Annotated in this window: 16 protein-coding genes; 4 read left to right on the plus strand and 12 right to left on the minus strand. The window is 70.8% G+C overall.

All coding sequences use genetic code 11. From position 1 onward, the window contains the following. The first annotated feature begins 337 nt into the window (after positions 1 to 337). Both IE278_RS28960 and IE278_RS28965 read left to right on the plus strand, forming a co-directional pair. Positions 338 to 844, plus strand: coding sequence for an N-acetyltransferase (locus IE278_RS28960; protein ID WP_189776208.1), 507 nt, complete (start codon positions 338 to 340; stop codon positions 842 to 844). A 152-nt stretch (positions 845 to 996) separates the two neighbouring features. Then, positions 997 to 1,779 carry a serine protease gene (locus tag IE278_RS28965; protein WP_189776293.1) on the plus strand — a complete coding sequence of 261 codons (783 nt, stop codon included), beginning with the start codon at positions 997 to 999 and terminating at the stop codon, positions 1,777 to 1,779. A 119-nt stretch (positions 1,780 to 1,898) separates the two neighbouring features. On the opposite strand, the gene IE278_RS28970 is transcribed toward IE278_RS28965, so the two are convergent. Beyond that, positions 1,899 to 3,242, minus strand: a complete 1,344-nt coding sequence (locus tag IE278_RS28970) for a hypothetical protein (RefSeq protein WP_189776209.1) — start codon at positions 3,240 to 3,242, stop codon at positions 1,899 to 1,901. Between the two features lie 121 nt (positions 3,243 to 3,363). Then, positions 3,364 to 6,387: a glycoside hydrolase family 3 protein gene (locus IE278_RS28975; protein WP_189776210.1), complete on the minus strand. Its 3,024-nt coding sequence runs from the start codon at positions 6,385 to 6,387 to the stop codon at positions 3,364 to 3,366. A gap of 268 nt (positions 6,388 to 6,655) precedes the next feature. On the opposite strand from IE278_RS28975, the gene IE278_RS28980 reads away from it, so the two are divergent. Then, positions 6,656 to 8,554, plus strand: a complete 1,899-nt coding sequence (locus IE278_RS28980) for a ricin-type beta-trefoil lectin domain protein (RefSeq protein ID WP_189776211.1) — start codon at positions 6,656 to 6,658, stop codon at positions 8,552 to 8,554. 227 nt (positions 8,555 to 8,781) lie between these two features. On the opposite strand, the gene cimA is transcribed toward IE278_RS28980, so the two are convergent. The 9 genes from cimA to IE278_RS29025 form a co-directional block, all read right to left on the minus strand. Beyond that, positions 8,782 to 10,386, minus strand: a complete 1,605-nt coding sequence (gene cimA, locus IE278_RS28985; RefSeq protein ID WP_189776212.1) for a citramalate synthase — start codon at positions 10,384 to 10,386, stop codon at positions 8,782 to 8,784. 320 nt (positions 10,387 to 10,706) lie between these two features. Next, positions 10,707 to 11,930, minus strand: coding sequence for a TolB-like translocation protein (locus IE278_RS28990; protein ID WP_189776213.1), 1,224 nt, complete (start codon positions 11,928 to 11,930; stop codon positions 10,707 to 10,709). Between the two features lie 185 nt (positions 11,931 to 12,115). Beyond that, complete coding sequence (locus IE278_RS28995; protein ID WP_189776214.1) at positions 12,116 to 12,730, minus strand: TetR/AcrR family transcriptional regulator; 615 nt, start codon at positions 12,728 to 12,730, stop codon at positions 12,116 to 12,118. Next, positions 12,727 to 13,221 (minus strand): hypothetical protein, encoded by a 495-nt coding sequence (locus tag IE278_RS29000; protein WP_189776215.1) that lies wholly within the window; start codon positions 13,219 to 13,221, stop codon positions 12,727 to 12,729. The genes IE278_RS28995 and IE278_RS29000 overlap by 4 nt, the downstream gene beginning before the upstream one ends. Positions 13,222 to 13,230: 9 nt before the next feature. After that, positions 13,231 to 14,331 carry an agmatine deiminase family protein gene (locus tag IE278_RS29005; RefSeq protein WP_189776216.1) on the minus strand — a complete coding sequence of 367 codons (1,101 nt, stop codon included), beginning with the start codon at positions 14,329 to 14,331 and terminating at the stop codon, positions 13,231 to 13,233. A gap of 10 nt (positions 14,332 to 14,341) precedes the next feature. Further along, the gene (locus IE278_RS29010) at positions 14,342 to 16,024 is read right to left on the minus strand and encodes an urease subunit alpha (RefSeq protein ID WP_189776217.1); all 1,683 of its coding nucleotides are present in this window, start codon (positions 16,022 to 16,024) and stop codon (positions 14,342 to 14,344) included. After that, positions 16,021 to 16,761, minus strand: coding sequence for an urease subunit gamma (gene ureA / locus IE278_RS29015; protein WP_189776218.1), 741 nt, complete (start codon positions 16,759 to 16,761; stop codon positions 16,021 to 16,023). The genes IE278_RS29010 and ureA overlap by 4 nt, the downstream gene beginning before the upstream one ends. Before the next feature lie 338 nt (positions 16,762 to 17,099). Continuing rightward, positions 17,100 to 18,188: a branched-chain amino acid aminotransferase gene (locus IE278_RS29020; RefSeq protein ID WP_189776219.1), complete on the minus strand. Its 1,089-nt coding sequence runs from the start codon at positions 18,186 to 18,188 to the stop codon at positions 17,100 to 17,102. Between the two features lie 288 nt (positions 18,189 to 18,476). After that, positions 18,477 to 19,517 carry a 3-isopropylmalate dehydrogenase gene (locus IE278_RS29025; protein WP_189776220.1) on the minus strand — a complete coding sequence of 347 codons (1,041 nt, stop codon included), beginning with the start codon at positions 19,515 to 19,517 and terminating at the stop codon, positions 18,477 to 18,479. A 153-nt stretch (positions 19,518 to 19,670) separates the two neighbouring features. Between IE278_RS29025 and IE278_RS29030 the strand changes: the two genes are divergently transcribed. Continuing rightward, positions 19,671 to 21,299, plus strand: a complete 1,629-nt coding sequence (locus IE278_RS29030; RefSeq protein ID WP_246570790.1) for a purple acid phosphatase family protein — start codon at positions 19,671 to 19,673, stop codon at positions 21,297 to 21,299. 65 nt (positions 21,300 to 21,364) lie between these two features. On the opposite strand, the gene IE278_RS42980 is transcribed toward IE278_RS29030, so the two are convergent. Further along, positions 21,365 to 21,493, minus strand: coding sequence for a hypothetical protein (locus IE278_RS42980; protein ID WP_265649617.1), 129 nt, complete (start codon positions 21,491 to 21,493; stop codon positions 21,365 to 21,367). Positions 21,494 to 21,908: the final 415 nt, after the last annotated feature.

Here is a 21,908-nt window from a genome sequence, read left to right on the forward strand (position 1 = left end):
CTAGGGGCGCGGGGAACTGCGCACCGGGGGCCAGGGGGCGCAGCCCTCATGCAGTAAAGGCAAGCCGAGACCCCTGAGGGCCCGGAGCCTGAAGGCCGGGGAACCCGGGTCCGCGAGCCCGGGGCCGGGGCCGGGCGAAGCCGGGGCCGGGGCCAGGAGCCGGGGCCGGGGCCGGTACCGGGCGAAGCCGAGCCGGTGCCGGGTCGGTGCTGAAGCCGGTGCCGAGGTCGGGGCCGCGCCGGAGCTGGGCCGGGGCCGGGAAGCGGCCGGGGCCGGGGCCGGGAGCGGCGCCGATATCCCGGTGCGGCCGCGGCGGCGCGCGCGCTAGCCTGCGCGCATGATCTGGCTTCCTCCGGACTTCGTCCACCCCCTACGCGTCGGCGTGCCCGGAGGGGACCACCTTCGCCCGATCACCGGTGAGGACGCCGCGATCGACTACCCGGCGGTGATGGGGTCCCGCGAGCGGCTGTGGTCGATCTTCGGGGAGGCCTGGGGCTGGCCCGCCGCCACGATCACGTACGAGGCCAACAAGGCGGACCTGGAACGGCACGCGGCCGAGATCGAGGCGCACGAGTCCTTCAACTACGTGCTGTTCGACGAGGCGGAGACCACCGAGTACGGGTGCGTGTACATCGACCCGCCGGAGAAGGCCGGCGCCGACGCCGAGATCTCCTGGTGGGTCGTCGACGAGCAGGTGGGGACCCCGCTGGAGCGCGACCTCGACGCGTTCGTACCGCGCTGGATCGCCGAGGCGTGGCCCTTCGAGCGGCCGCGGTTCATCGGGCGGGATCTGTCGTGGAAGGAGTGGCTGGCCCTGCCGGACCGGACTCCGCCGACCGAATAGGAACGGCTGGATTCAGCCCCTTGTGGCCGCGCTCACAGCGTTCCCATAATCCTTCAACAGAAATTGACCGGCACATGACGAGAACAACGGGATTTTCTCCCGTCAGACTTGGCATGCGCCTGTCACTTCCACCCCCCACGGAAGGCATCACGTTGAAGAACCTCCTCAAGACGCTCAAGAGATGCGCGGTCGCGGGCGCCGCAGCCCTCGCGGTCATCAGCCTCCAGCCCCTGTCCACCGCGCAGGCCGCCCCCGCGCCCGTCGTCGGCGGAACCCGCGCCGCGCAGGGCGAGTTCCCGTTCATGGTCCGGCTCTCCATGGGCTGCGGCGGCGCGCTCTACACCCAGCAGATCGTGCTCACCGCCGCGCACTGCGTGGGCGCCACCGGCAACAACACGAGCATCACCGCCACCGCCGGTGTCGTGGACCTCCAGTCCACCTCCGGCCGGGTCCAGGTCAGGTCCACCAAGGTCTACCGGGCCCCCGGCTACAACGGCAACGGCAAGGACTGGGCGCTCATCAAGCTCGCCCAGCCCATCAACCTGCCCACGCTGCCCATCGCCACCACCACCGCGTACAACTCCGGGACCTTCACCGTCGCCGGCTGGGGCTCGGCCACTGAGGGCGGCGCCCAGCAGCGTTACATGCTCAAGGCCAGCGTGCCGTTCATCAGCGACGCCACCTGTCGTACGTACAGCGGGTACAGCGGCCTCGTCGCGAGTGACGAGATCTGCGCCGGTTACGCCGCCGGCGGTGTGGACACCTGCCAGGGCGACTCCGGCGGCCCGATGTTCCGCAAGGACAACGCCGGTGCCTGGATCCAGGTCGGCATCGTCAGCTGGGGCATAGGCTGCGCCCGCGCGAACGCCCCCGGCGTCTACAGCGAGGTCTCGACCTTCGCCTCGGCGATCGCCTCGGCGGCGTCGACTCTCTGACTCACGCGGTACGCCGCACACACGCGGTACGCCGCACGACGCGGGCCCGGCGCTCTCCCGCGCCGGGCCCGTGGACGTACCTGTGCCGAAAACCGAAATCCCGTACCGGGGCCCCGGGGTCAGAAGCTGCCGCCGCCGAAGTCCCCGCCCCCGCCTCCGAAGTCCCCGCCGCCACCGCCGCCGTCGAAGCCCCCGCTGAAGTCGGTCGAGTCGAAGTCGGCGCCGGACACGTCCCCGCCCTCGTAACCGCCTCCGCCGAAGTCCCCGTAACCGGAGCCGTAGTCGGCCGCGTACGCCGGGCCCGCCATCATCGAGCCGAGCATCGTGCCGACGAGGAGGCCGGGCAGGATGCCGCCGCCGAAGTAGCCGCCCGCCCAGGGGCCGTACGCCGGGCCCGCGTCCCAGTAGGGCCGCCGTCCGTACTCCGTGTCGACCTCGCGCACGGCCGGGTCGCTGCCCTCGGCCAGCCGGACCTGGTCGGCGGCGCACACGGGTACCTCGCGGGTCGCTCCGCCCGCCGGCGTCCAGGTGGCGTCGGCGACGGACGGGCCGTGGCGCGGGTCGAAGAAGCAGGGCGCCCGGCGCTCAGGAAGGGGCTTGCCCTCGCGGCGGGCGGCGAGCACGGCCAGCGAGAAGCGGCCGTCCTCCAGGGCCTCGGTGACTCCCCGCACGTCCTCGGGGCGGGTGGCCGCTGCCATGGAGGACTTCGCCTTGTCGTAGGCGTCGAGGGCGCGCTCGTAGTCGGCGCGCATCGCGTCGTCCGCGCCCGCCTCGGCGGGGTGGAAGTCGAGCCGGTCGAGTTCCTCGCCGAAGGCGGTGATGTCCTCGTCCACGACGACACGCAGCCGGTCGAGGGCGGCCCGCCGCTCCGCCTCCTTGCGGCGCCGGCTGCGCCGCACGAGGGCGTACGCGCCCGCGCCGCCCGCCACGACGACCGCGCCGACCCCGATCAGTGCGCCGGTGCCGACGCCGTCGCCGTCACCCTCGCTCCAACTGCTGGGCGCGGAGCCGCCGACGTTGGCGAGGGCCAGGTCCGTGAAGTGGTCCAGCTGGCTCTTCGTGTCCTCGCCCCGGACGCTGGTCACGATGTTGCGCACGGCGGCGGCCGGCATGAGGGAGGAGTCGACCTTCGCGTCGAACCTGGTGCCGAGCCTGATCGCGTACAGGCCCGTGATGCCGGTGTCGGTGCGCAGGTTCCGGAAGAGGTTCTCCGTGGGGAAGTCGCCGGGGAGAACGGCGACGAACACCGGCTTGTCCGCCCGCTCGATCTTCGCGGCCAGGGCTTCGGCGTCGGCTTCGGACAGCACCCGGGCCATGGACGGATCGACGTACACGGGGCTCTCGCGGAGCGCTTCCGCGACGGTCGGGACGTCCGTGGCGGCGTGGGCGCCGCCGCCCCCGACGGCCAGCGCCGCGAACGCGATCAAACAAACGGAGAGTCCTCGTGCCAGCGCGCCTTTCATACCTCCGAACCTACTCCTGCCCCGCCGTTTCCGGCGCCCCAGGCTTTCGGGGCCGCGGGAAACGGTGGGGCAGGAGCCACCGGGCCGCGGACGCAATGTCCACGACCCGGCGGGCGGCCGGTCAGGCCGCGGTGTACGCGGCCGTCAGCTTCGCCACGGCCTGCGCGTACTTCCCGGTCAGCAGCAGATGATCGGCGTCGGCGAACGGTTTGGCGACAGCCGAAGTGATCCCCTGCCCGACCTTCTGCTGGACGAGCAGCCTCGCCTTGCCGACGATCGCGCGCCCCGCCTCCTCGGACCCGGCCCGCTCGGCCAGTGAGGCGGCGACGGCAAGGGCCTTCAACGTGGCCTTGCCACCCTCCGGTACCTTGGTCAGCGTCGTCAGACCCCACCCGTACGGGTACTGCGGGTCGTACGACGCGTCGCCGACGTTGATCGGCAGCTGGGCCTCGGACTTCGGCCAGGTGACGGGCAGCTGACCGGTGAAGGCCCGCTTCCCGTAGAGCACGTCGGCGACCCCGTCGCCCTCGGTGCCCGGCAGCCAGGACGCGACGAGCGCGTCGATGTCGCCGAGCTGGTCGCCGATGAGCTGCGGGCGCCCGGAGACGACGAGCACCACGCACTTCATGGCGCCGCACACCTTGTCGACGGCGGCCTTGTCGGCATCCGTCAGGGCCAGGTCGTTGCCGTTGCCGACGTCACCGACGCCCTCCGCGTACGGGGTCTCGCCGACGACCACGACACCCACGTCGCTGCCGGCGGTCGGCGCCGACGCGTCCTTGGAGTAGGTGACCGAACTGCCGCCGGCCTTCCTGATGCCCTCCAGAACGGTCGTGCCGTCCGTGATGTCGCCGGACGAGCCCTGCCAGGTGATGGTCCAGCCGCCGGTCTGGTTGCCGATGTCGTCGGCGTTGGACCCGGCGACGTACACCTTCTGGGACTTCTTCAGCGGCAGCACACCGCCCGCGTTCTTCAGCAGGACCTGCGACTCGGCGGCGGCCTTACGGGCCACGGCCCGGTGCTCGGCGGAACCGATCTTCGAGGCGCCGCTCGTGTCGGCGTACGGCTTCTCGAAGAGGCCCAGCTTGAACTTCTGCGTGAGGATGCGCGAGACGGCGTCGTCGATCCGCTTCTCGCTGACCCGCCCGGCCCGCACCTCGTCGAGGAGGGTTGCGTGGAAGTCCTTGTACGCGTACGGGACCATGATCATGTCGAGGCCGGCGTTGATCGACGTACGGACGTCGCTCGCGTAGTCGCCGGGGATCTGGTCGATGGCCTGCCAGTCGCTGATGACGAAGCCGTCGAAGCCCATGCGCTCCTTGAGGACTCCGTTGAGCATGTCGGCGCGGGCGTGCATCTTCACGGCGCCCCTGCCGTCACCGAGGATGTCCAGCGAGGAGTACGAGGGCATGAACGTGCCGACGCCCCGGTCCACCGCGTCCTGGTACGGAGCCAGGTGGACGGCTTCCAGCTCCTGCCGGGTGACCTTGGTGATGCCCTGGTCGATCGTGTACGAGCCGGTCGTGGACGAGCCGAACTCCGTACCGCCGTCGCCGACGAAGTGCTTGGCGGTGGCGAGGACCTTGTCGTTCCGCTTCAGGTCCTTGCCGCTGGCCGCCCCTTGCAGACCCTGGATGACGGTCTCCATGGACTCGACGAGCGCCGGGTCCTCACCGAACGACTCGTACGTGCGGCCCCAGCGTTCGTCGCGCGCCACGCACAGGCAGGGCGCGAAGTCCCACGGGATGCCGGTGGCGCGCACCTCGGCGGCGGTCACCTTGCCCGCCTCGTAGGCGACTTGGGGGTTCCGCGTGGCGCCGATGCCGATGTTGTGCGGCAGGATCGTGGCGCCGACGAGGTTGTTGTGGCCGTGCACGGCGTCCACGCCGTAGATGAGCGGGATCTGGAACCGGGTGGCCTGCGCCCGGAGCTGGAAGCCGTCGATCATCTTCGCCCAGGCCTCGGGCGTGTTCGGCGTCGGCGTGGAGCCGCCGCCGGAGAGCAGCGAGCCGAGGTCGTACGTGGCGATGTCGCCCGGCGCGGTGAGCGCGCCGCGCTCGGCCTGGGTCATCTGGCCGGCCTTCTCGGCGAGGGACAGCCGGGACAGCAGGTCGGCGACCCGCTTCTGCACGGGCAGCTTCGCGTCCAGGTACGGGAGTCCGTGGGCATCGATGACGACCTGCGGGTTCTCGGCGGGCGCCTTGGCGCCGGTGACCGTCAGCTTGAGCGGGACGGTCTCGGCGTTCTCGCCCGCCTTGTCGCGCAGGGTGGCCACCGTCACGGTCCGCGAGGCGCCGGAGGCCGTACCGGCCGGGAAGGTCACCTCGCCCTTGACCGGGGTGTAGTCCTTGCCGGACTCACCGGTGCCGCCGGCCGTCTCGTACGCGACGGTGACCGGCTCCTCGATCGGGGCGGAGCCGGTGGTGGCGACGGTGATCTTCACGGCGGCCGAGCGGCCCTCCTTCACCGGGTACACGGCGGCGTCGGTGACGACGTTGGCCCGCAGCGCCTGGTCGGCCTTGCCGTACAACTCCACGCCGTCCATGGCGAACTGGTCCTTCACGCCGACCGGGAGCGTGAGCGCGTAGCCCCACATCTCGGTGAGGCCGAGGACCTGGTCGATGCCGCCGACGGGCTGGTAGTCCGTACGGTAGGTGAAGTCGGTGAAGGGGATCTCCAGCTGTTTCCAGCCGGTGAAGTCGTCGGTGAAGGACGTCGTCCACAGCTCGGAGGCCTCGCCGTTGGCGCCGCCGTCCTTCAGCTCGAAGTTCACCTTCTTGCCGTTGTTGCGGCCGTCCCACCAGAAGCGGATGCCCTTGCTCGCCGACCAGTCGTGGGCCGGCCGGGCGAAGGCGAAGTCGTGGGTGAAGCCTCCGTAGCCGCTGATGTCGTACGTGCCGGCCAGGACCTTGTCGCCCTGCGGCGCGTCGTCGCGGGCGGCGAGCTCCAGGGTGGGCGGGTCGTCCGAGTCGCTGCCCCAGGTGAAAATGCCTTCTTCGGGCGGGTTCGCGAATGGGATCTCGCCCTCGAAGTTGTCGACGGGGACGGGGGCGGGATCGTCCGCTCCGGAGGCGGTGCCAGCCGCGGCGAACGGCAGCAGACCGGTCAGCAGGGCGGCGGAGACGAACAGGGCGGTTCTTCGCATGGACCTTCCCTCGGCTCAAGCTTTTGACGGAATGACCTCGCAGGACTTAAATCACGCCGTGAGTTAACTGACGCCCCGCCCGGCCGTCAAGACTTCACACCAAAGCCGGTACAGAAGTCCGTACCAAGTGAAGTCGCGGCCGGAACTGGGGCGTTGCCCGTTCGGAAACTGAACGCGCACCCTCTTGACGCGGACCCGAAGCCGTCATTTACTCACGCCTCGCACGCCTCCCATTCCCCCCACCTCCAGAAGGGCGGCGCACCGAACCATGGGCATCTCTGTCTCTGCTTCCTCCGTTTCCAGAAGGCCCCGTCGGGTGGCCCGGCTTCTTCTCTCCGGGCTGCTGATGACGGCCGGTCTGACGACCGTCGGCGCCTCTCCCGCGCACGCCGCGGGCGAGCAGGTCACCGCCTGGCTCACCACGACCGACGACTCCGGCGGCCGGCACGTCGTACGCGGGCTGCAGGCGCAGACGCCGTTCGCGTTCCAGGCCGGCAGCGGTGGCTCCGGCGAGAACATCACCGTCGACGAGAACACCCGCTACCAGACCTTCTCCGGCGGCGGCGCCTCCTTCACGGACACCGCGGCCTGGCTGGTGGACGGCAGCGGCGCCCTGAGCCAGGCGACGCGTGACGCGACCATGCGCAAGCTGTTCTCCCCCACCGACGGCATCGGGCTGTCCTTCATCCGCAATCCGATGGGCGGCTCGGACCTGGCCCGCTTCGGCTACACGTACGACGACGTGCCGGCCGGGCAGACCGACCCGACGCTCGCCAAGTTCTCGATAGCGCACGATCTCCAGGACGTGCTGCCGCTGACGAAACAGGCCAAGCAGCTCAATCCGTCGCTCACGCTGATGGCCTCCCCGTGGACCGCGCCCGCCTGGATGAAGGACAACGGGCAGCTCAACGGCGGCTGGCTGAAGGCCGAGAACTACGGGGCGTACGCCAACTACTTCGTGAAGTACCTCCAGGCCTGGCGCGACCAGGGCGTCCCCGTCGACTACGTCACCGCCCAGAACGAGCCGACCTGCTGCTCCGGCTACCCCTCCATGAGCTGGAACGGCTCCGGGCTCGCCTACTTCACCAAGAGCGAGCTGCTGCCCAAGCTCCAGGGCGCGGGGCTGTCCACGAAGGTGCTGGCGCACGACTGGAACTGGGACACGTACGACGCGTACGCCGCCCAGACCGTCGACGACGCGGCGGTGCGCTCGCATCCGAACTTCGGCGGGATCGCCTGGCACGGGTACGGCGGTGACGTCGCCAAGCAGACAGCCGTGCACAACCAGTACCCGCAGCTGGACGCCTTCGGCACGGAGCACTCCGGGGGTACCTGGATCGCCAACCAGCAGCGCGAGGACATGAGCAACATCATCGACTACACCCGTAACTGGGCGAAGTCGGTCACCAAGTGGTCGCTGGCAGTGGACCAGAACCGCGGTCCGCACAACGGTGGTTGCGGGACCTGCGACGGGCTGGTCACCGTGCACAACGGGGACGCGCGGCACGGGCAGGTCGACTACACGATCGAGTACTACACGATGGGGCACCTGACGAAGTTCGTCCGGCCGGGGGCGCATCGGATCGCCTCCACGGCGAGTGCGTCCGTGCCGAACGTGGCGTGGCGGAACCCTGACGGGTCGAAGGCGCTGATCGCGTACAACGACTCGGCCGCGGCGAAGACCGTGACGCTCAACTGGGGTTCGCAGCACGCGACCTACTCGCTGCCCGGGAAGACGTCGGCGACGTTCACGTGGGCGGGTACGCAGGCCGGGGGCGGGGAGCGGACGGGGGCCTTTGTGGGGCTCGCGGGTAAGTGCCTGGATGTGGCGGGGGGTTCTTCCGCGAACGGTTCGGCTGTGCAGTTGTACGACTGCAACGGGTCCGCCGCGCAGAGCTGGACCGTGGGGGCGGACGGGTCCGTGCGGGCTCTTGGCAAGTGCCTTGACGTCACCTCGGCGTCTGTGTCCGACGGGGCGAAGGTGCAGTTGTACGACTGCAACGGGTCGGGGGCGCAGGGGTGGTCGTACAACGCGTCGACCGGGGATGTCGTGAACGCTGCCGCGAACAAGTGCCTTGATGTGAGTGACAACTCGTCCGCGAATGGGGCTCGGGCGCAGATCTGGTCCTGCACGGGGGCCGCCAACCAGAAGTGGCAGCTGCGGTAGGGCGTTCTGCCGTTTCCTCGCCCCCGCCGCCCCTACCCGTTCCCGTCACGTACTCGGGGGCGCTGCCCCCGAACCCCCGCTCCTCAAACGCCGGAGGGGCTGAGATGTTGCCGGACCGGCGGATATCTTTCAGCCCGTCCGGCGTTTGAGGACAACGGGGGCGAGGGGGCGCAGCCCCCATGCAGTGACGGGAAGGGTAGGGGCGGCGGGGGCGAGGGAAAGGGTTGTTAGGCGGCCGGTTCTACGCCTGCTCGTAGCAGGCCGTATGTGTACGCGTCCTCCAGCGCCTGCCACGACGCCGCGATCACGTTCTTCGCGACGCCCACCGTCGACCACTCCCCCGCCCCGTCCGACGTGGAGATGAGGACCCGCGTCGTGGACTCCGTCCCGTGCTTGCCCTCCAGGATGCGGACCTTGTAGTCGACCAGTTCCAGCTTGGCGAGCTGCGGGTAGATCTTCTCCAGGGCGACCCGCAGCGCGCGGTCGAGCGCGTTGACCGGCCCGTTCCCCTCCGCCGTGGCGACGATCCGCTCGCCCTTGGCGAAGAGTTTCACCGTCGCCTCGTTGGCGTGGCTGCCGTCGGGGCGGTCCTCGACGATGGCGCGCCAGGACTCGACGTCGAAGTACGTGCGGGCCTTGCCCTCGGCCTCCTCCCGCAGGAGGAGTTCGAAGGAGGCGTCGGCGGCCTCGTACGTGTAGCCCCGCAGCTCACGTTCCTTGACCCGGCTCACGACCCGGCCGATCAGCTCGCGGTCGCCGCCGAGGTCGACGCCGAGTTCCTTGCCCTTGAGCTCGATGGAGGCGCGGCCCGCCATGTCGGAGACGAGCATCCGCATGGTGTTGCCGACCAGCTCGGGGTCGATGTGCTGGTACAGGTCCGGGTCGACCTTGATCGCCGAGGCGTGCAGGCCCGCCTTGTGGGCGAAGGCCGAGACACCGACGTACGGCTGGTGCGTGGACGGGGTGAGGTTCACGACCTCGGCGATCGCGTGCGAGATACGGGTCATCTCGGACAGCGCGCCGGCGGGGAGGACCTTCTTGCCGTACTTGAGCTCCAGGGCCGCGACGACCGGGAAGAGGTTGGAGTTGCCGACCCGCTCGCCGTAGCCGTTCGCCGTGCACTGGACGTGGGTCGCGCCCGCGTCCACGGCGGCAAGGGTGTTGGCGACGGCGCAGCCCGTGTCGTCCTGGGCGTGGATGCCCAGCCGTGCCCCGGTGTCGGCGAGGACGGTGGCTACGACGGCCTGGACCTGCGCGGGCAGCATGCCGCCGTTGGTGTCGCACAGGACGACGACGTCGGCGCCGGCCTCCGCGGCGGCCCGCACGACGGCCTTCGCGTACTGCGGGTTCGCCCGGTAGCCGTCGAAGAAGTGCTCGCAGTCGACGAAGACCCGGCGGCCCTCCGAACGGAGGTGGGAGACGGTGTCGCGGACCATCTCCAGGTTCTCTTCGAGCGTGGTGCGCAGCGCCAGTTCGACATGCCGGTCGTGGGACTTGGCGACGAGGGTCACGACGGGGGCGCCGGACTCCACGAGTGCCTTGACCTGCGGGTCCTCGCTCGCTTTGCCGCCCGCCCGACGGGTGGCCCCGAAGGCGACGAGCTGGGCGTGCTTGAAGTCGATCTCCTGCTGGGCACGGGCGAAGAACTCGGTGTCGCGCGGGTTCGCACCCGGCCACCCGCCCTCGATGAAGCCCACGCCGAAGTCGTCCAGGTGCCGTGCGATGGCCAGCTTGTCCGCGACGGTGAGGTTGATGCCCTCACGCTGCGCGCCGTCGCGCAGGGTGGTGTCGAAGACGTGGAACGAATCGTCGAGCTCGCTGGTTTCGGTCATGGTGTCAAAGCTCCTGAGGATCAGATCTCGGTCGGTACCGGAATGACCGGCTCCGCCGTCCCCACATGATCCCTCGCGCTCTCGCCTCCGGCTGAGGGTGGGCCAGAAAAGCGAAAAACCCCTCGCGGGTGCGAGAGGTCTGCGCGCGGGTCGAGACGACGGTGTCCACCCGTACCTGGTCGTACGTGGTGGTCACTGCGGACCGGCGCGCCTGCTGCCAATAATCGTGGCGAACGAGAGCACGGAGGCAGTCTGGCACAGACCTCCTCCGCGCTCACCGTCCGTCTCAGGATGCGAACACTCGGTTGATCACCGGCGGTTCACCGCAGATGGCGGACGAACACGTCGGTGCCGTCGTTCGTGTCGCCTGCCGGGATCAGCGCCGGGTCCCCGGACTGGAAGGCGATGCGGCGGGCGCCCTCGGAGATCCCGCCCGGCGAGACGTCGGCGGTGGCCGTGCCGCCGGTGGTGTCGGGCGTGACCAGGACGGTGGTGCCCTTCCTCAGGTCCCGCAGATAGACGGGCCACTCCTTGCCGTACTCCGCGTCCGGCTCCGTCACCTCCGACATGAAGGTGACGTACCGCCCGTCGGGGCTCACCGCGGGGTTGCGGGTGTAGGCCTCGCCGGGGCCGCCCTGCGTTCCGTGGATACGCCGGTTGGCGCCGGTCGCGAGGTCGTGCACGAACACGTTCCAGGCGCCGTCGGTGTCGTCCGGCACCAGGTGGGTGTCGCGGGACTCGAAGACGACCGTACGGCCGTCGCCGCTGAGGGACGGGCGCAGCGACTCCTTCTCGGTGGCCGAGCCGTCGTGGGAGCGGTCGGCCTGGACGCGCTCGCCGGTGCGGCGGTCGTACACCCAGACGTCCCCCCAGTCGTCGCCGCGCGGACCGTTGGCGTAGTTGTACTGGTAGGCGACGCGGCGGCCGTCGTCACCGACCGTCGGCTCGAAGGCGTTGCGCGGCTCCCAGGTCGGCCGGGGGTGGCTGATCCGCTCGGTGGTACCGGCGGTCCGGTCGCGCAGGAAGACGACGGAGCCCTCGCCGGTCTCGTACAGCGTGTAGACGGCGTACCGGCCGTTCGGGCTGACGGAGACCGCGCCGGGCGGGCCGGTGAATCCCTCGGGCACCTCGATGCCGAACTTCTCCTGCCGACCCGTCCGCGGGTCGACGAGCGACACGTCGCCAGAGGTGGAGGTGGAGTAGGCGAGTCGGCCGTCGTCGAGGACCCCGGCCACCGCGCCGAAGCCCGCGAAGCGGGTCGTGTCGGTGCGCAGGTCACGCAGGTACATGCCGCCGTGCGGCGTGTTCGGGTCCAGGTCCTCGGCGTCCGAGGTGAAGGCGACGTAGCGGCCGTTGCGACTGATGGCCGCGTCGCCCGAGGCCCCGTTGCCCGCCTTGCCGTCGGGTGTGACGCTGACCGGCTCGATGTGCGGGACTCTGGGCACGGCATGGGCGGCGTGGGCGGCTGTCCCCGTCAGGGCCGTCGTGGTCAACGCGGCGGCGACGAGAGCCGTGGTGAGTGCGGTGCGGGTGGTGCGGGTCATGCACGTGCTGCGGTCCGTGCGCGTAGTGCGTGTGGTGCGCGTAGTGCGTGTGGTGGCGTACAAAAGCTTCCCCCTGATTTCCCCGTGACGCTCGTCCCCCGGCCCCGCGCCGAGGGCTCATCCGATGCAAACGCACCGCCGGGCAGGGGTCAATCCGCCATATCGCGTACAACCCGGACGCGCGTTCAAGCGTCCGTGGGCGTCGGCGGGCGCAGCGCCTCGTCCAGGAACTCGCCCACGTGGCCGAGGACTTGCTCCCGGTCCGTCCCCCGCAGGCCGATCGCGACGTGGATGGAGAAGCCGTCGAGGAGGGCGCGCAGCCGGGTGGCGAAGCGGTCGGGGTCCACCGGCCGGAACTCTCCGCGCGAGACGCCCTCCGCGACCAGTGCCACCAGGTCGCGGTGCCAGGCGCCCTCGATCGCGGCCTGGCGGTCGCGGGCGCCGTCGTCGGCGTTCTGCGAGCGGTTCCAGACCTCCAGCCAGAGGGTCCAGTGCGGATCGCGGTGGCCCTCGGGCACGTACAGGTCGACGTACGCGTCGAGGCGTTCGCGCGCCGGGGCCGCCCGGGTGAGGAGCCTGCCGCGCTCGGTGCCGAGCAGTCCCTCGCTCCACTCCAGGGCGCGCAGCAGCAACTCGTCCTTGGAGCGGAAGTAGTAGAGGAGATGGCCGCTGCTCATCCCGACCTCGGCGCCGAGCGCCGCCATGGTGAGCTTCTCCAGACCGCGCTCGGCGATCATGCCCATGGCCGCGGCGAGGACGTCCTCGCGGGGCGGCGCGGTGTTGCGCCGGCGGGTGGTCACGGGGCGTCCTCCACGCGGACGGCGTCCGGGACGAGCCGTGTCTCGTAACCGCCGCTGCAGTCGCTCGCAAGGATGGCGACCTCGGCGCCGCAGGCGCAGACGCGGTTGACGCCGTTGTAGGGGGTCGCGCCGCAACAGCCGCCCCAGCGGGACGTGTCGGGGTGGAAGGCGAGGTCGACGACGTCGAGCGGGTGCAGGACGTAGGTGCCGCGCGGCCCGGCGGCGACCAGCGAGCCCCGCTCGTCCGACATCCACATTCCGCCGGGCACGATGCCGTCGTACGCGTCCTCCTCGCCCTCGTACGGCTCGAAGGGCGCCCCGAACGGCTGCGGATCGACCACGTAGGTGCCGCGCGGGATGGTCGCCGGGCCGTGCCGGCGCCCCTCCGCGTCGGGCAGGCCGTCCCAGTACGGGTACGGGGGCTGCTCGTCGAGCTGCCGGACGGGCGCGGTCAGCGCACGTCCGCAGGCGGCACAGGACAGTACGTTCATCCGTACGTTCTACCTGATCCCGCTCTCCGCCCTCCGCCCTCGGGCCCTCGGCTGCTGCTGGGTGACGCAGTGGATGCCGCCGCCGCCCGCGAAGATCGCCCGCGCGTCCACCAGGGTCACCGTCCGCTCGGGGAACAGGCGGCGGAAGATGCCGGCCGCGCTCTCGTCGCGCGGATCGTCGAAGCCGCACAGGACGACTCCGCCGTTGCAGAGGTAGTGGTTGATGTACGAGTAGTCGGCCCAGTGGCCGTCGGCCTCCAGGACCGTCGGGGCGGGCACCTCCACCACCTCGATGGGGCGGCCGTGCGCGTCGGTCGCCGCCCCGAGCAGCCCGATGATCTCCTTCGTCACCTCGTGGTCGGGATGGGCCGGGTCGGGCTGGGAGTGCGCGACGACGACTCCGGGACGGGCGAAGGCGGCGACGATGTCGACGTGGCCGAGGGTGCCGAAGCTGTCGGGGGCCGCGGAGTTCCCTTCGGCGGGCGGGGCCGGGTAGTCGCCGGTGAGGCCCCGTGGCAGCCAGATCGCCTTGCGGGTGCCGAGCATGCCGTGAATCTCGGCCTCGACCTCCTCGCGGGTCCAGCCGGGGTTGCGCTCGGGCCCGAGCTGCACGGTCTCGGTCAGCAGGACCGTGCCCTCGCCGTCGACATGGATCGCGCCGCCCTCGTTGACGAGTCGCGAGGCGTACGTGCGGGCGCCGGCGAGGTCCGCGACGTACGCCCCGATCGTGGCGTCGTGCTCCCAGCGGGCCCAGGCCTGGGCGCCCCAGCCGTTGAACGTCCAGTCGACGGCGGCCAGTTCACCGTTCGGGCCGGTGAGGAAGGTGGGGCCGATGTCCCGCATCCAGGCGTCGTTGAGGTCGTGCTCGACGGTGTCGATGCCGGGGCCCAGCAGGGCCCGTGCCTCGGCGGACCGGCCGGGTCCGCACATGACCGTGACGGGTTCGAAGCGGCGTACGGCACGGGCCACCGCTGCCCAGGCCGCGCACGCCTCGGCGAGGTCGCCGGGGTCGTCGAAGGTGGGGTTCGGGCCCGGCCACGCCATCCAGGTGCGCTCGTGCGGGGCCCACTCGGCGGGCATGTGGAAGCCGTCGGCGGCAGCGGTCGTCATCAGGTGGTCCTCAGAGGAAGTACAGGCGGTTGAGTGACACGGACTCGGCCGGTTCCGAGCGCAGCGGGTCGCCGTCGAGCGTGACCAGGCCGGTGTCCCGGTCCACATCGACGTCCCCCGTACGGGAGTTGAGGCGCAGGTCGGCCGGGCCGATACCGCGGGTGCCGCGGACCGCCACCCGGCGTCGGCGGGTCGGCATGATGTCGTTGCCCTGGTCCAGCGCGGCCTGCGCGACGAACGCCACGGAGATGTCGGCGGGAGTGCTGCCGTGCGCGCCGAACTGCGGTCCGAGGACCAGGGGTTCACAGGTGTCGGTGGCCGCGTTCGGATCGCCCACCACTCCGTACGCCGGGAAACCCGACTTCAGGACGAGTTGGGGCTTCGCGCCGAAGAACTCGGGGCGCCACAGCACGATGTCGGCCAGTTTGCCGGTCTCGATGGAGCCGACCTCGTGGGAGAGGCCGTGCGCGATGGCGGGATTGACGGTGAGCTTGGCCATGTATCGCAGGACGCGCGCGTTGTCGTCGTCCGGCCCGTCGCCCTCCAGGGGTCCGAACTGGGCCTTCATCTTCCCGGCCATCGCGAACGTCCGGCGTACGGTCTCGCCCGCGCGGCCCATGCCCTGCGCGTCCGAGGAGGTGATGCCGATGGCGCCGAGATCGTGCAGGACGTCCTCGGCGCCCATGGTCCCGGCGCGTATCCGGTCGCGGGCCATCGCCGCGTCGCCGGGCAGGTCGGTCTTGAGCCCGTGGACGGAGACGATCATCCCGTAGTGCTCGGCGACCGCGTCCCGGCCGAAGGGCAGCGTGGGGTTGGTGGAGGAGCCGATGACGTTCGGTACGCCGGCCATCTTGAGCACGTTCGGTACGTGGCCGCCGCCGCAGCCCTCGATGTGGAAGGCGTGGATGGTCCGCCCGTCGAGGACGCGCAGGGTGTCCTCGACGGACAGGCATTCGTTCAGCCCGTCGCTGTGCAGCGCGACCTGCACGTCGTGCTCCTCGGCGACGCGCAGCGCGGTGTCGAGGGCGCGGGTGTGGGCGCCCATGTCCTCGTGGACCTTGAAGCCGGACGCGCCGCCCTCGGCGAGGGCTTCGACGAGTGGCGCCGGGTGCGAGGACGAACCCCGGGCCAGGAAGCCGATGTTGACGGGCCAGGCGTCGAAGGCGTTGAAGGCGTGCCGCAGCGCCCAGGGCGAGTTGACGCCGACGCCCCACACCGGGCCGAACTCCTGGCCGATGATCGTCGTCACCCCGGAGGCCAGCGAGGCCTCCATGATGCGGGGCGACAGCAGATGTACGTGGGTGTCGACGGCGCCGGCGGTGGCGATCAGCCCCTCGCCGGAGACGATGGTCGTGCCGGTGCCGACGACCACGTCGACCCCGTCCAGGGTGTCGGGGTTCCCGGCCCGGCCGATCGCCGCGATCCGGCCCTCGCGGATGCCGATCGACACCTTGCGGATGCCCTGCGCCACGTCGATCACCAGGACGTTGCTGATCACGACGTCGCAGGTGTCGCGGACGGCGGCGGCCTTGAGGTGCAGCCCGTCGCGGGCCGTCTTGCCGAACCCGGCGAGGAACTCGTCCCCGTACTTCTGGGCGTCGGACTCGACCCGCACGGTCAGCCCCGAGTCACCGAGGCGGACGCGGTCGCCGGCGCGGGGGCCGTGGGTGGCTGCGTACTCGTAAGGGTTCATCGCCCTTCTCCCGTCTCGTCGACGGCTACGGCTGCGTCTCCGACTTCGGCTTCGGCTTCGGCTTCGGCTCCCAGGTAGCCGCAGGCCGCCGCTCTGCGGAGGGCCTCCGTCTTCGCTCCCGGGGCGTCGAGGGGGCCGTCCACGAGGCCCGCGAAGCCGATCGCGACGCGTTCGCCGCCGATCGGCAGCAGGCCGACCTCGACGGTCTCGCCCGGGCCGAAGCGGGCGGACGCGCCGGCGGGGACGGCCAGGTGGGTGCCGTAGGCGGCCGCCCGGTCGAAGTCGAGGCGGGGGTTGGCCTCGAAGAAGTGGAAGTGGGAGGTCACGGAGACGGGGACCGTGGCGGTGTTGGTGACCGTGAGCGTGCGGGTGGGGCGGGGGTCGGTGTGCTCGGGGCCCGGGAGGAGGGCGCCCGGGCCGTCCGGCCCCGCGCCGCCGCCGATCGGGTCGCTCACGACCGCGAGCCGTGAGCCGTCGTCGAACACGGCCTCGACGTGGACCTCGGTGACGATGTCGGCGACGCCGGGCAGGACGTCGTCGGGGCCGAGGATCGCTCTGGCCGCGGCGACGGCCTCGGCGAGTCTGCGGCCGTCGCGGGCCGCTTCGCAGACGGTGTCCGCGATGACGGCTGTCGCCTCGGGGACGTTCAGCTTCAGGCCTCGGGCCTGGCGGGCCCGGGCGAGTTCGGCTGCGCCGAAGAGGAGGAGGCGGTCGCGCTCGGTGGGGGTGAGTCTCATATTGAGCAGCACTCTAACGCGGTGCCTTTTCCTGGGCCAGCCCAACCTTCTGTGCGGCTGTCCGCGTTTGAACGACGCTCTAAGGGAGAGAGCTGCTTGCGGACGAAAAGACTGCGCAGTTCCCCGCGCCCCCAAAGACAAAAGATTGCGCAGTTCCCCGCGCCCCTGAAAGCGATGGCGCACCGACGGCCGGGGGGTGGGCCCGGTGGGGGCTGGCCGCGCAGTTCCCCGCGCCCCTAGGTGCCTAGGGGCGCGGGGAACTGCGCAACGGGGGGGTAGGGGGCGGAGCCCCCATGTGGTGACGGGGAGGGTAGGGGCGGCGGGGGCGAGGCAGGGCGTCAGCCCAGGTTGTGCATCCAGTTGTGCGTGTCCTTCGAGACGCCGCGCTGGATGTCCAGCAGCGCCTCACGAAGCGCGAGCGTCACCGCACCAGGCCCGCCCCCACCCTGCCGCCACTCCCCGGCCGCACTCTTCACCGTACCGACGGGAGTGATCACCGCCGCGGTCCCGCACGCGAACACCTCCGTGAGCGTGCCGTTCTCCGCGTCCCGCCTCCACTGGTCACTGGAGACACGCGCCTGCTCCGACCCGTACCCCAGGTCACGGGCGACCGACAGCAGCGAGTCGCGCGTGACGCCCTCAAGGATGGACCCGCTGAGCGTGGGCGTGACGATCCTGTCCCCGTACACGAAGTACAGGTTCATGCCGCCCAGCTCCTCCACCCACTTGTGCTCGACCGCGTCGAGGTAGCAGACCTGGTCGCAGCCCTTGGCCGCGGCCTCGGCCTGCGCGAGCAGGGACGCGGCGTAGTTGCCGCCGGTCTTGGCGTCCCCCACCCCGCCGGGAACGGCCCGCACCCGGTCCTCGGAGAGCCAGATGGAGACGGGCTTCACCCCGCCGGGGAAGTACGCGCCGGCGGGCGAGGCGATGACGATGAAGAGGTACTCGTTCGCGGGCCGCACCCCCAGACCGACCTCGGTGGCGATCATGAACGGACGCAGATAGAGCGACTCCTCGCCGCCGTGCGCGGGCACCCACGCCTGGTCCTGCCGGATCAGCACGTCACAGGCCTCGATGAAGGTCTCGACGGGCAGCTCGGGCATGGCGAGCCGGCGGGCGGACGACTGGAAGCGCAGGGCGTTGCGGTCCGGGCGGAACGTGGCGACCGACCCGTCGGGCTGCCGGTAGGCCTTCAGCCCCTCGAAGATCTCCTGCGCGTAGTGCAGGACGCTCGTCGCGGGGTCGATGGAGAGCGGGCCGTACGGGACGAGCTGTCCGTCGTGCCAGCCGCGGCCCTCCGTCCACTTGATCGTCACCATGTGGTCGGTGAAGTGGCGGCCGAATCCGGGGCTGGCCAGGATCGCCTCGCGCTCCGCGTCGGACAGCGGGGACGAGGAGGGCTTGAGCTCGATCGTGGGCGTCGTCATGAGTGGTTTGTCCTTCACCGGTTGTGTGTGACGGGCCGCGCTCACGCCTGTACTGCCAGTGGCCAGTGTTAGGACGTCCGAGCATGTCGTCATTTCGCGGCTCCGCGTTCGATTATCGCGCGAGGTGAGCCGAAAGGGGCACCACCCCTGACACGGAAGTCTTCGAGGCCGTGGAGGGGGGCGAAACGGTGTGAATGCGGCCCAGGGATTGATGGTGACACCCGGCGGGGCATACGAAAAGCCGCCGGGTGCGGAAGCGACCCGGCGGCTTGGGGTGGTACCGGCGGGTCAGCCGGATACTCGGGCGGCGAGCGCGTCGCCGATCTCCTCGGTGGTACGGGTCGTGGTGCCGCGCTCCGCGAGGTCGGCGGAGACGGCGTCCTCGATGCGGGCGGCCTCGGCCTCGTAGCCGAGGTGGCGCAGGAGGAGGGCGACCGACAGCACGGTGGCGCTGGGGTCGGCCTTGCCCTGGCCCGCGATGTCCGGCGCCGAGCCGTGCACCGGCTCGAACATGGACGGGAACTCGCCGCTCGGGTTGATGTTGCCCGAGGCGGCGACGCCGATGCCGCCGGAGACGGCCGCGGCGAGGTCGGTGATGATGTCGCCGAAGAGGTTGTCGGTGACGATCACGTCGAAGCGCGCGGGGTCCGTGACGAGGTAGATCGTCGCGGCGTCCACGTGGATGTAGTCCGTGGTGACCTCGGGGAACTCCTCGGCCACCTTGTTGAAGGTGTTCGTCCACAGGTGGCCCGCGAAGGTCAGCACGTTGTTCTTGTGGACCAGCGTGAGCTTCTTGCGGGGGCGGGCCTGGGCGCGGGCGAAGGCGTCACGCACGACGCGCTCGACACCGAAGGCCGTGTTCACGGAGACCTCGGTGGCGATCTCGTGCGGGGTGCCCTTGCGGATCGTGCCGCCGTTGCCGGTGTACGGCCCCTCGGTTCCTTCGCGGACGACGACGAAGTCGATCTCCGGCTGGCCCGCGAGCGGGGTGGCGACACCCGGGAGGAGCTTCGACGGACGCAGGTTCACGTGGTGGTCGAAGGCGAAGCGGAGCTTGAGCAGGAAGCCGCGCTCCAGGACTCCGGAGGGGACCGACGGGTCGCCGATCGCGCCGAGCAGGATGGCGTCGTGCTGCTTCAGGGCTTCGAGGTCGGCGTCGGTGAGGGTCTCACCGGTGGCGCGGTAGCGCCGGGCGCCGAAGTCGAACTCCTTGGTCTCCAGCTTCACATCCTGCGGGAGGACGGCGGAGAGGACCTTCAGGCCTTGGGCCACGACTTCCTGGCCGATGCCGTCACCGGGGATCACTGCGAGATCGATGCTGCGAGACATGTCGGCACCCTACTCCCCGTCCCACGGGATGACATGGGCTGTCCGTCATACGGACAGGGCCGGGCTGTCGGCCGGGGCCCGCGCATCAACCCGTCAGCCCCCGTTCACCTGTACGTATGGCGATTGTTGGCCCGCGATGGGAAGTTCACCAGCATGACCGCGCCTCCCATGGGGACACCCCCAGGATCCCCCGTCCCCGATGTCGGCATCCCGCCGCGGCTCGCGCGCCGGATGAGCATGGCGGAGCAGTACGAGTACCTGCGCACGAAGCTCACCCGTCGCCGCGCCCTGGTGAGCGCGGGCGCGGTGGCCGGCGGACTGCTGACCGGCTGCTCCGACTCGGGTTCGGGATCCGGTTCCGGATCGGGCACGGCGTCCCGTTCCCCCTCTCCCCTGTCCGGCGGCTCCACGCCCACCGAGCGGGTGGACGGCGCGGTCGTCACGCCCTTCGGCCGCCATCTCGCCTTCGGCGCGGACCCGAGGACCCAGATGCGGATCTCCTGGCAGGTGCCGCTCGCGGTCCGCAAGCCGTACGTGCGGATCGGGCTGAAGCCCTGGGAGCTGAGCCGGAAGATCGACGCCGAGGTGCGCGACCTGCACACCCCCGGCCTCGAAGGGGTGCGGCTCGCCCTCGACCAGTTCTATCTGCACGCGGCGCTCGACGGGCTGCGGCCCGGGACGACGTACTACTACGGCGTCGGTCACGAGGGGTTCGACCCGGCGTCGAAGGAACGGCACTCCACGGTCGGCTCGTTCACGACGGCGCCCGCCCGCGCGGAGAAGTTCGTGTTCACCGCGTTCGGCGACCAGGGCGTCACCCCGGACGCGCTCGCCAACGACAAGCTGATCCTCGGCCGCGAGCCCGCCTTCCATCTGCACGCGGGCGACATCTGCTACGCGGACGTGACCGGCCACGGCAAGGAGTCGGACATCTACGACCCCACCGCCTGGGACCTGTTCCTCAAGCAGACGGAGACGGTCGCGAAGACGGTCCCGTGGATGGTGACGACCGGCAACCACGACATGGAGGCCTGGTACTCGCCGAACGGGTACGCCGGCCAGTCGGCGCGCTTCTCACTCCCCGAGAACGGCTTCGACGCGAAGAACTCCCCCGGCGTGTACTCCTTCACCTACGGCAACGTCGCCGTCGTGGCGCTGGACGCGAACGACGTGTCGTACGAGATCCCCGCCAACAAGGGCTACTCGGAAGGCCGGCAGACGGCCTGGCTCGACAAGCGCCTCGGGGAACTCCGCAAGGAGACCGGGATCGACTTCGTCGTGGTCTTCTTCCACCACTGCGCCTACTCGACGTCGACCCACGCCTCGGACGGCGGCGTACGGGACGCCTGGCTGCCGCTGTTCACCAAGCACCAGGTGGATCTGGTGATCAACGGCCACAACCATGTGTACGAGCGGACCGACGCCATCAAGAACGGCGGGGTGGGCAAGCCCGTGCCGGTCGGCGCGTCGACCGATCCGACGCGGGACGGGATCGTGTACGTCACGGCGGGCGGCGCGGGCAAGAGCCTGTACAGCTTCCCGTCAGGGGTGAAGGACAGCTACGAGGGGAAGGTCGCCGACCGCGAGTCGGTGGACACCTATCACTGGACCAAGTCGAAGAACCAGAACCCCGACACCGTGGAGTGGTCGCGGGTGCGGTACACCGGCTACTCCTTCCTCTCCGTGGAGGCGGAGGCGGGAGCGGCTCCCCGACTCAAGGTGTCGGCGCTCGCCCAGAGCGGCAGGCGCATCGACCATTTCGAGGTGCGGCGCGGAGCGTGAGGCCCCGCGCCACACCCCGGCGGGCGCGGCTCCCGGCTTCTGGGGTGGCGTCCTGGCTTACTGGCTCAGTGGCCCGTCGAGCCGCCGTTGTCGCGGCGGTCGAGGGCGCGCTGGAGCGCGGCTGCGGCGTTCTTGCGGTCGGACTCGCTGGTACGGGAGACGTGACGGACTCGGCGGGCGGTCGTCTCGGCCATGATGAATCGACTCCTTGCCTCCGGCAGAGGACGCCGGAAGTGCGGTGAGGGGGTTACGAGACGCCGGAAGAGGCGGGGAGCGGTGCCGCAGGGGTTGCCTGCCAGGGGCTCCGGCTCACGACCGCCATTCGCTGGGTCGAGCGAGACGTTCGGCTCCTACAAAGCTAAGGGAGGACTCCGCATCTGTCTCCATAGTTAGTCGGACTTCCTACTATCTGAGACGGCGGCGCGGGTCACACCCCCCTGACCTGGCCTTTCCCGCACCAAGCCCGAGCACGCACACCACCCCCGGCCCGGAGGGGGTGGTTCCGGGGCGGGGGCGGTTCGGTGGGACGTCGACCCGGGGTGTGCGGGGACGTCCTGGTCCGGGTGGGGCGGGACTCAGCTCAGGCGCGAGCCGGTCGCAGCTCGGGGA

It is taken from the genome of Streptomyces tauricus (assembly GCF_014650955.1).
Lineage (GTDB): Bacteria > Actinomycetota > Actinomycetes > Streptomycetales > Streptomycetaceae > Streptomyces > Streptomyces tauricus.

Excerpts from the sequence above, each read along its gene's own strand:
- IE278_RS28960 (WP_189776208.1), top strand. The coding sequence starts at position 338 with ATGATCTGGCTTCCTCCGGACTTCGTCCACCCCCTACGCGTCGGCGTG.
- IE278_RS28970 (WP_189776209.1), bottom strand. The coding sequence starts at position 3,242 with ATGAAAGGCGCGCTGGCACGAGGACTCTCCGTTTGTTTGATCGCGTTC.
- IE278_RS28975 (WP_189776210.1), bottom strand. The coding sequence starts at position 6,387 with ATGCGAAGAACCGCCCTGTTCGTCTCCGCCGCCCTGCTGACCGGTCTG.
- IE278_RS28980 (WP_189776211.1), top strand. The coding sequence starts at position 6,656 with ATGGGCATCTCTGTCTCTGCTTCCTCCGTTTCCAGAAGGCCCCGTCGG.
- cimA (WP_189776212.1), bottom strand. The coding sequence starts at position 10,386 with ATGACCGAAACCAGCGAGCTCGACGATTCGTTCCACGTCTTCGACACC.
- IE278_RS28990 (WP_189776213.1), bottom strand. The coding sequence starts at position 11,930 with ATGACCCGCACCACCCGCACCGCACTCACCACGGCTCTCGTCGCCGCC.
- IE278_RS29000 (WP_189776215.1), bottom strand. The coding sequence starts at position 13,221 with ATGAACGTACTGTCCTGTGCCGCCTGCGGACGTGCGCTGACCGCGCCC.
- IE278_RS29005 (WP_189776216.1), bottom strand. The coding sequence starts at position 14,331 with ATGACGACCGCTGCCGCCGACGGCTTCCACATGCCCGCCGAGTGGGCC.
- IE278_RS29010 (WP_189776217.1), bottom strand. The coding sequence starts at position 16,024 with ATGAACCCTTACGAGTACGCAGCCACCCACGGCCCCCGCGCCGGCGAC.
- ureA (WP_189776218.1), bottom strand. The coding sequence starts at position 16,761 with ATGAGACTCACCCCCACCGAGCGCGACCGCCTCCTCCTCTTCGGCGCA.
- IE278_RS29020 (WP_189776219.1), bottom strand. The coding sequence starts at position 18,188 with ATGACGACGCCCACGATCGAGCTCAAGCCCTCCTCGTCCCCGCTGTCC.
- IE278_RS29025 (WP_189776220.1), bottom strand. The coding sequence starts at position 19,517 with ATGTCTCGCAGCATCGATCTCGCAGTGATCCCCGGTGACGGCATCGGC.
- IE278_RS29030 (WP_246570790.1), top strand. The coding sequence starts at position 19,671 with ATGACCGCGCCTCCCATGGGGACACCCCCAGGATCCCCCGTCCCCGAT.
- IE278_RS42980 (WP_265649617.1), bottom strand. The coding sequence starts at position 21,493 with ATGGCCGAGACGACCGCCCGCCGAGTCCGTCACGTCTCCCGTACCAGC.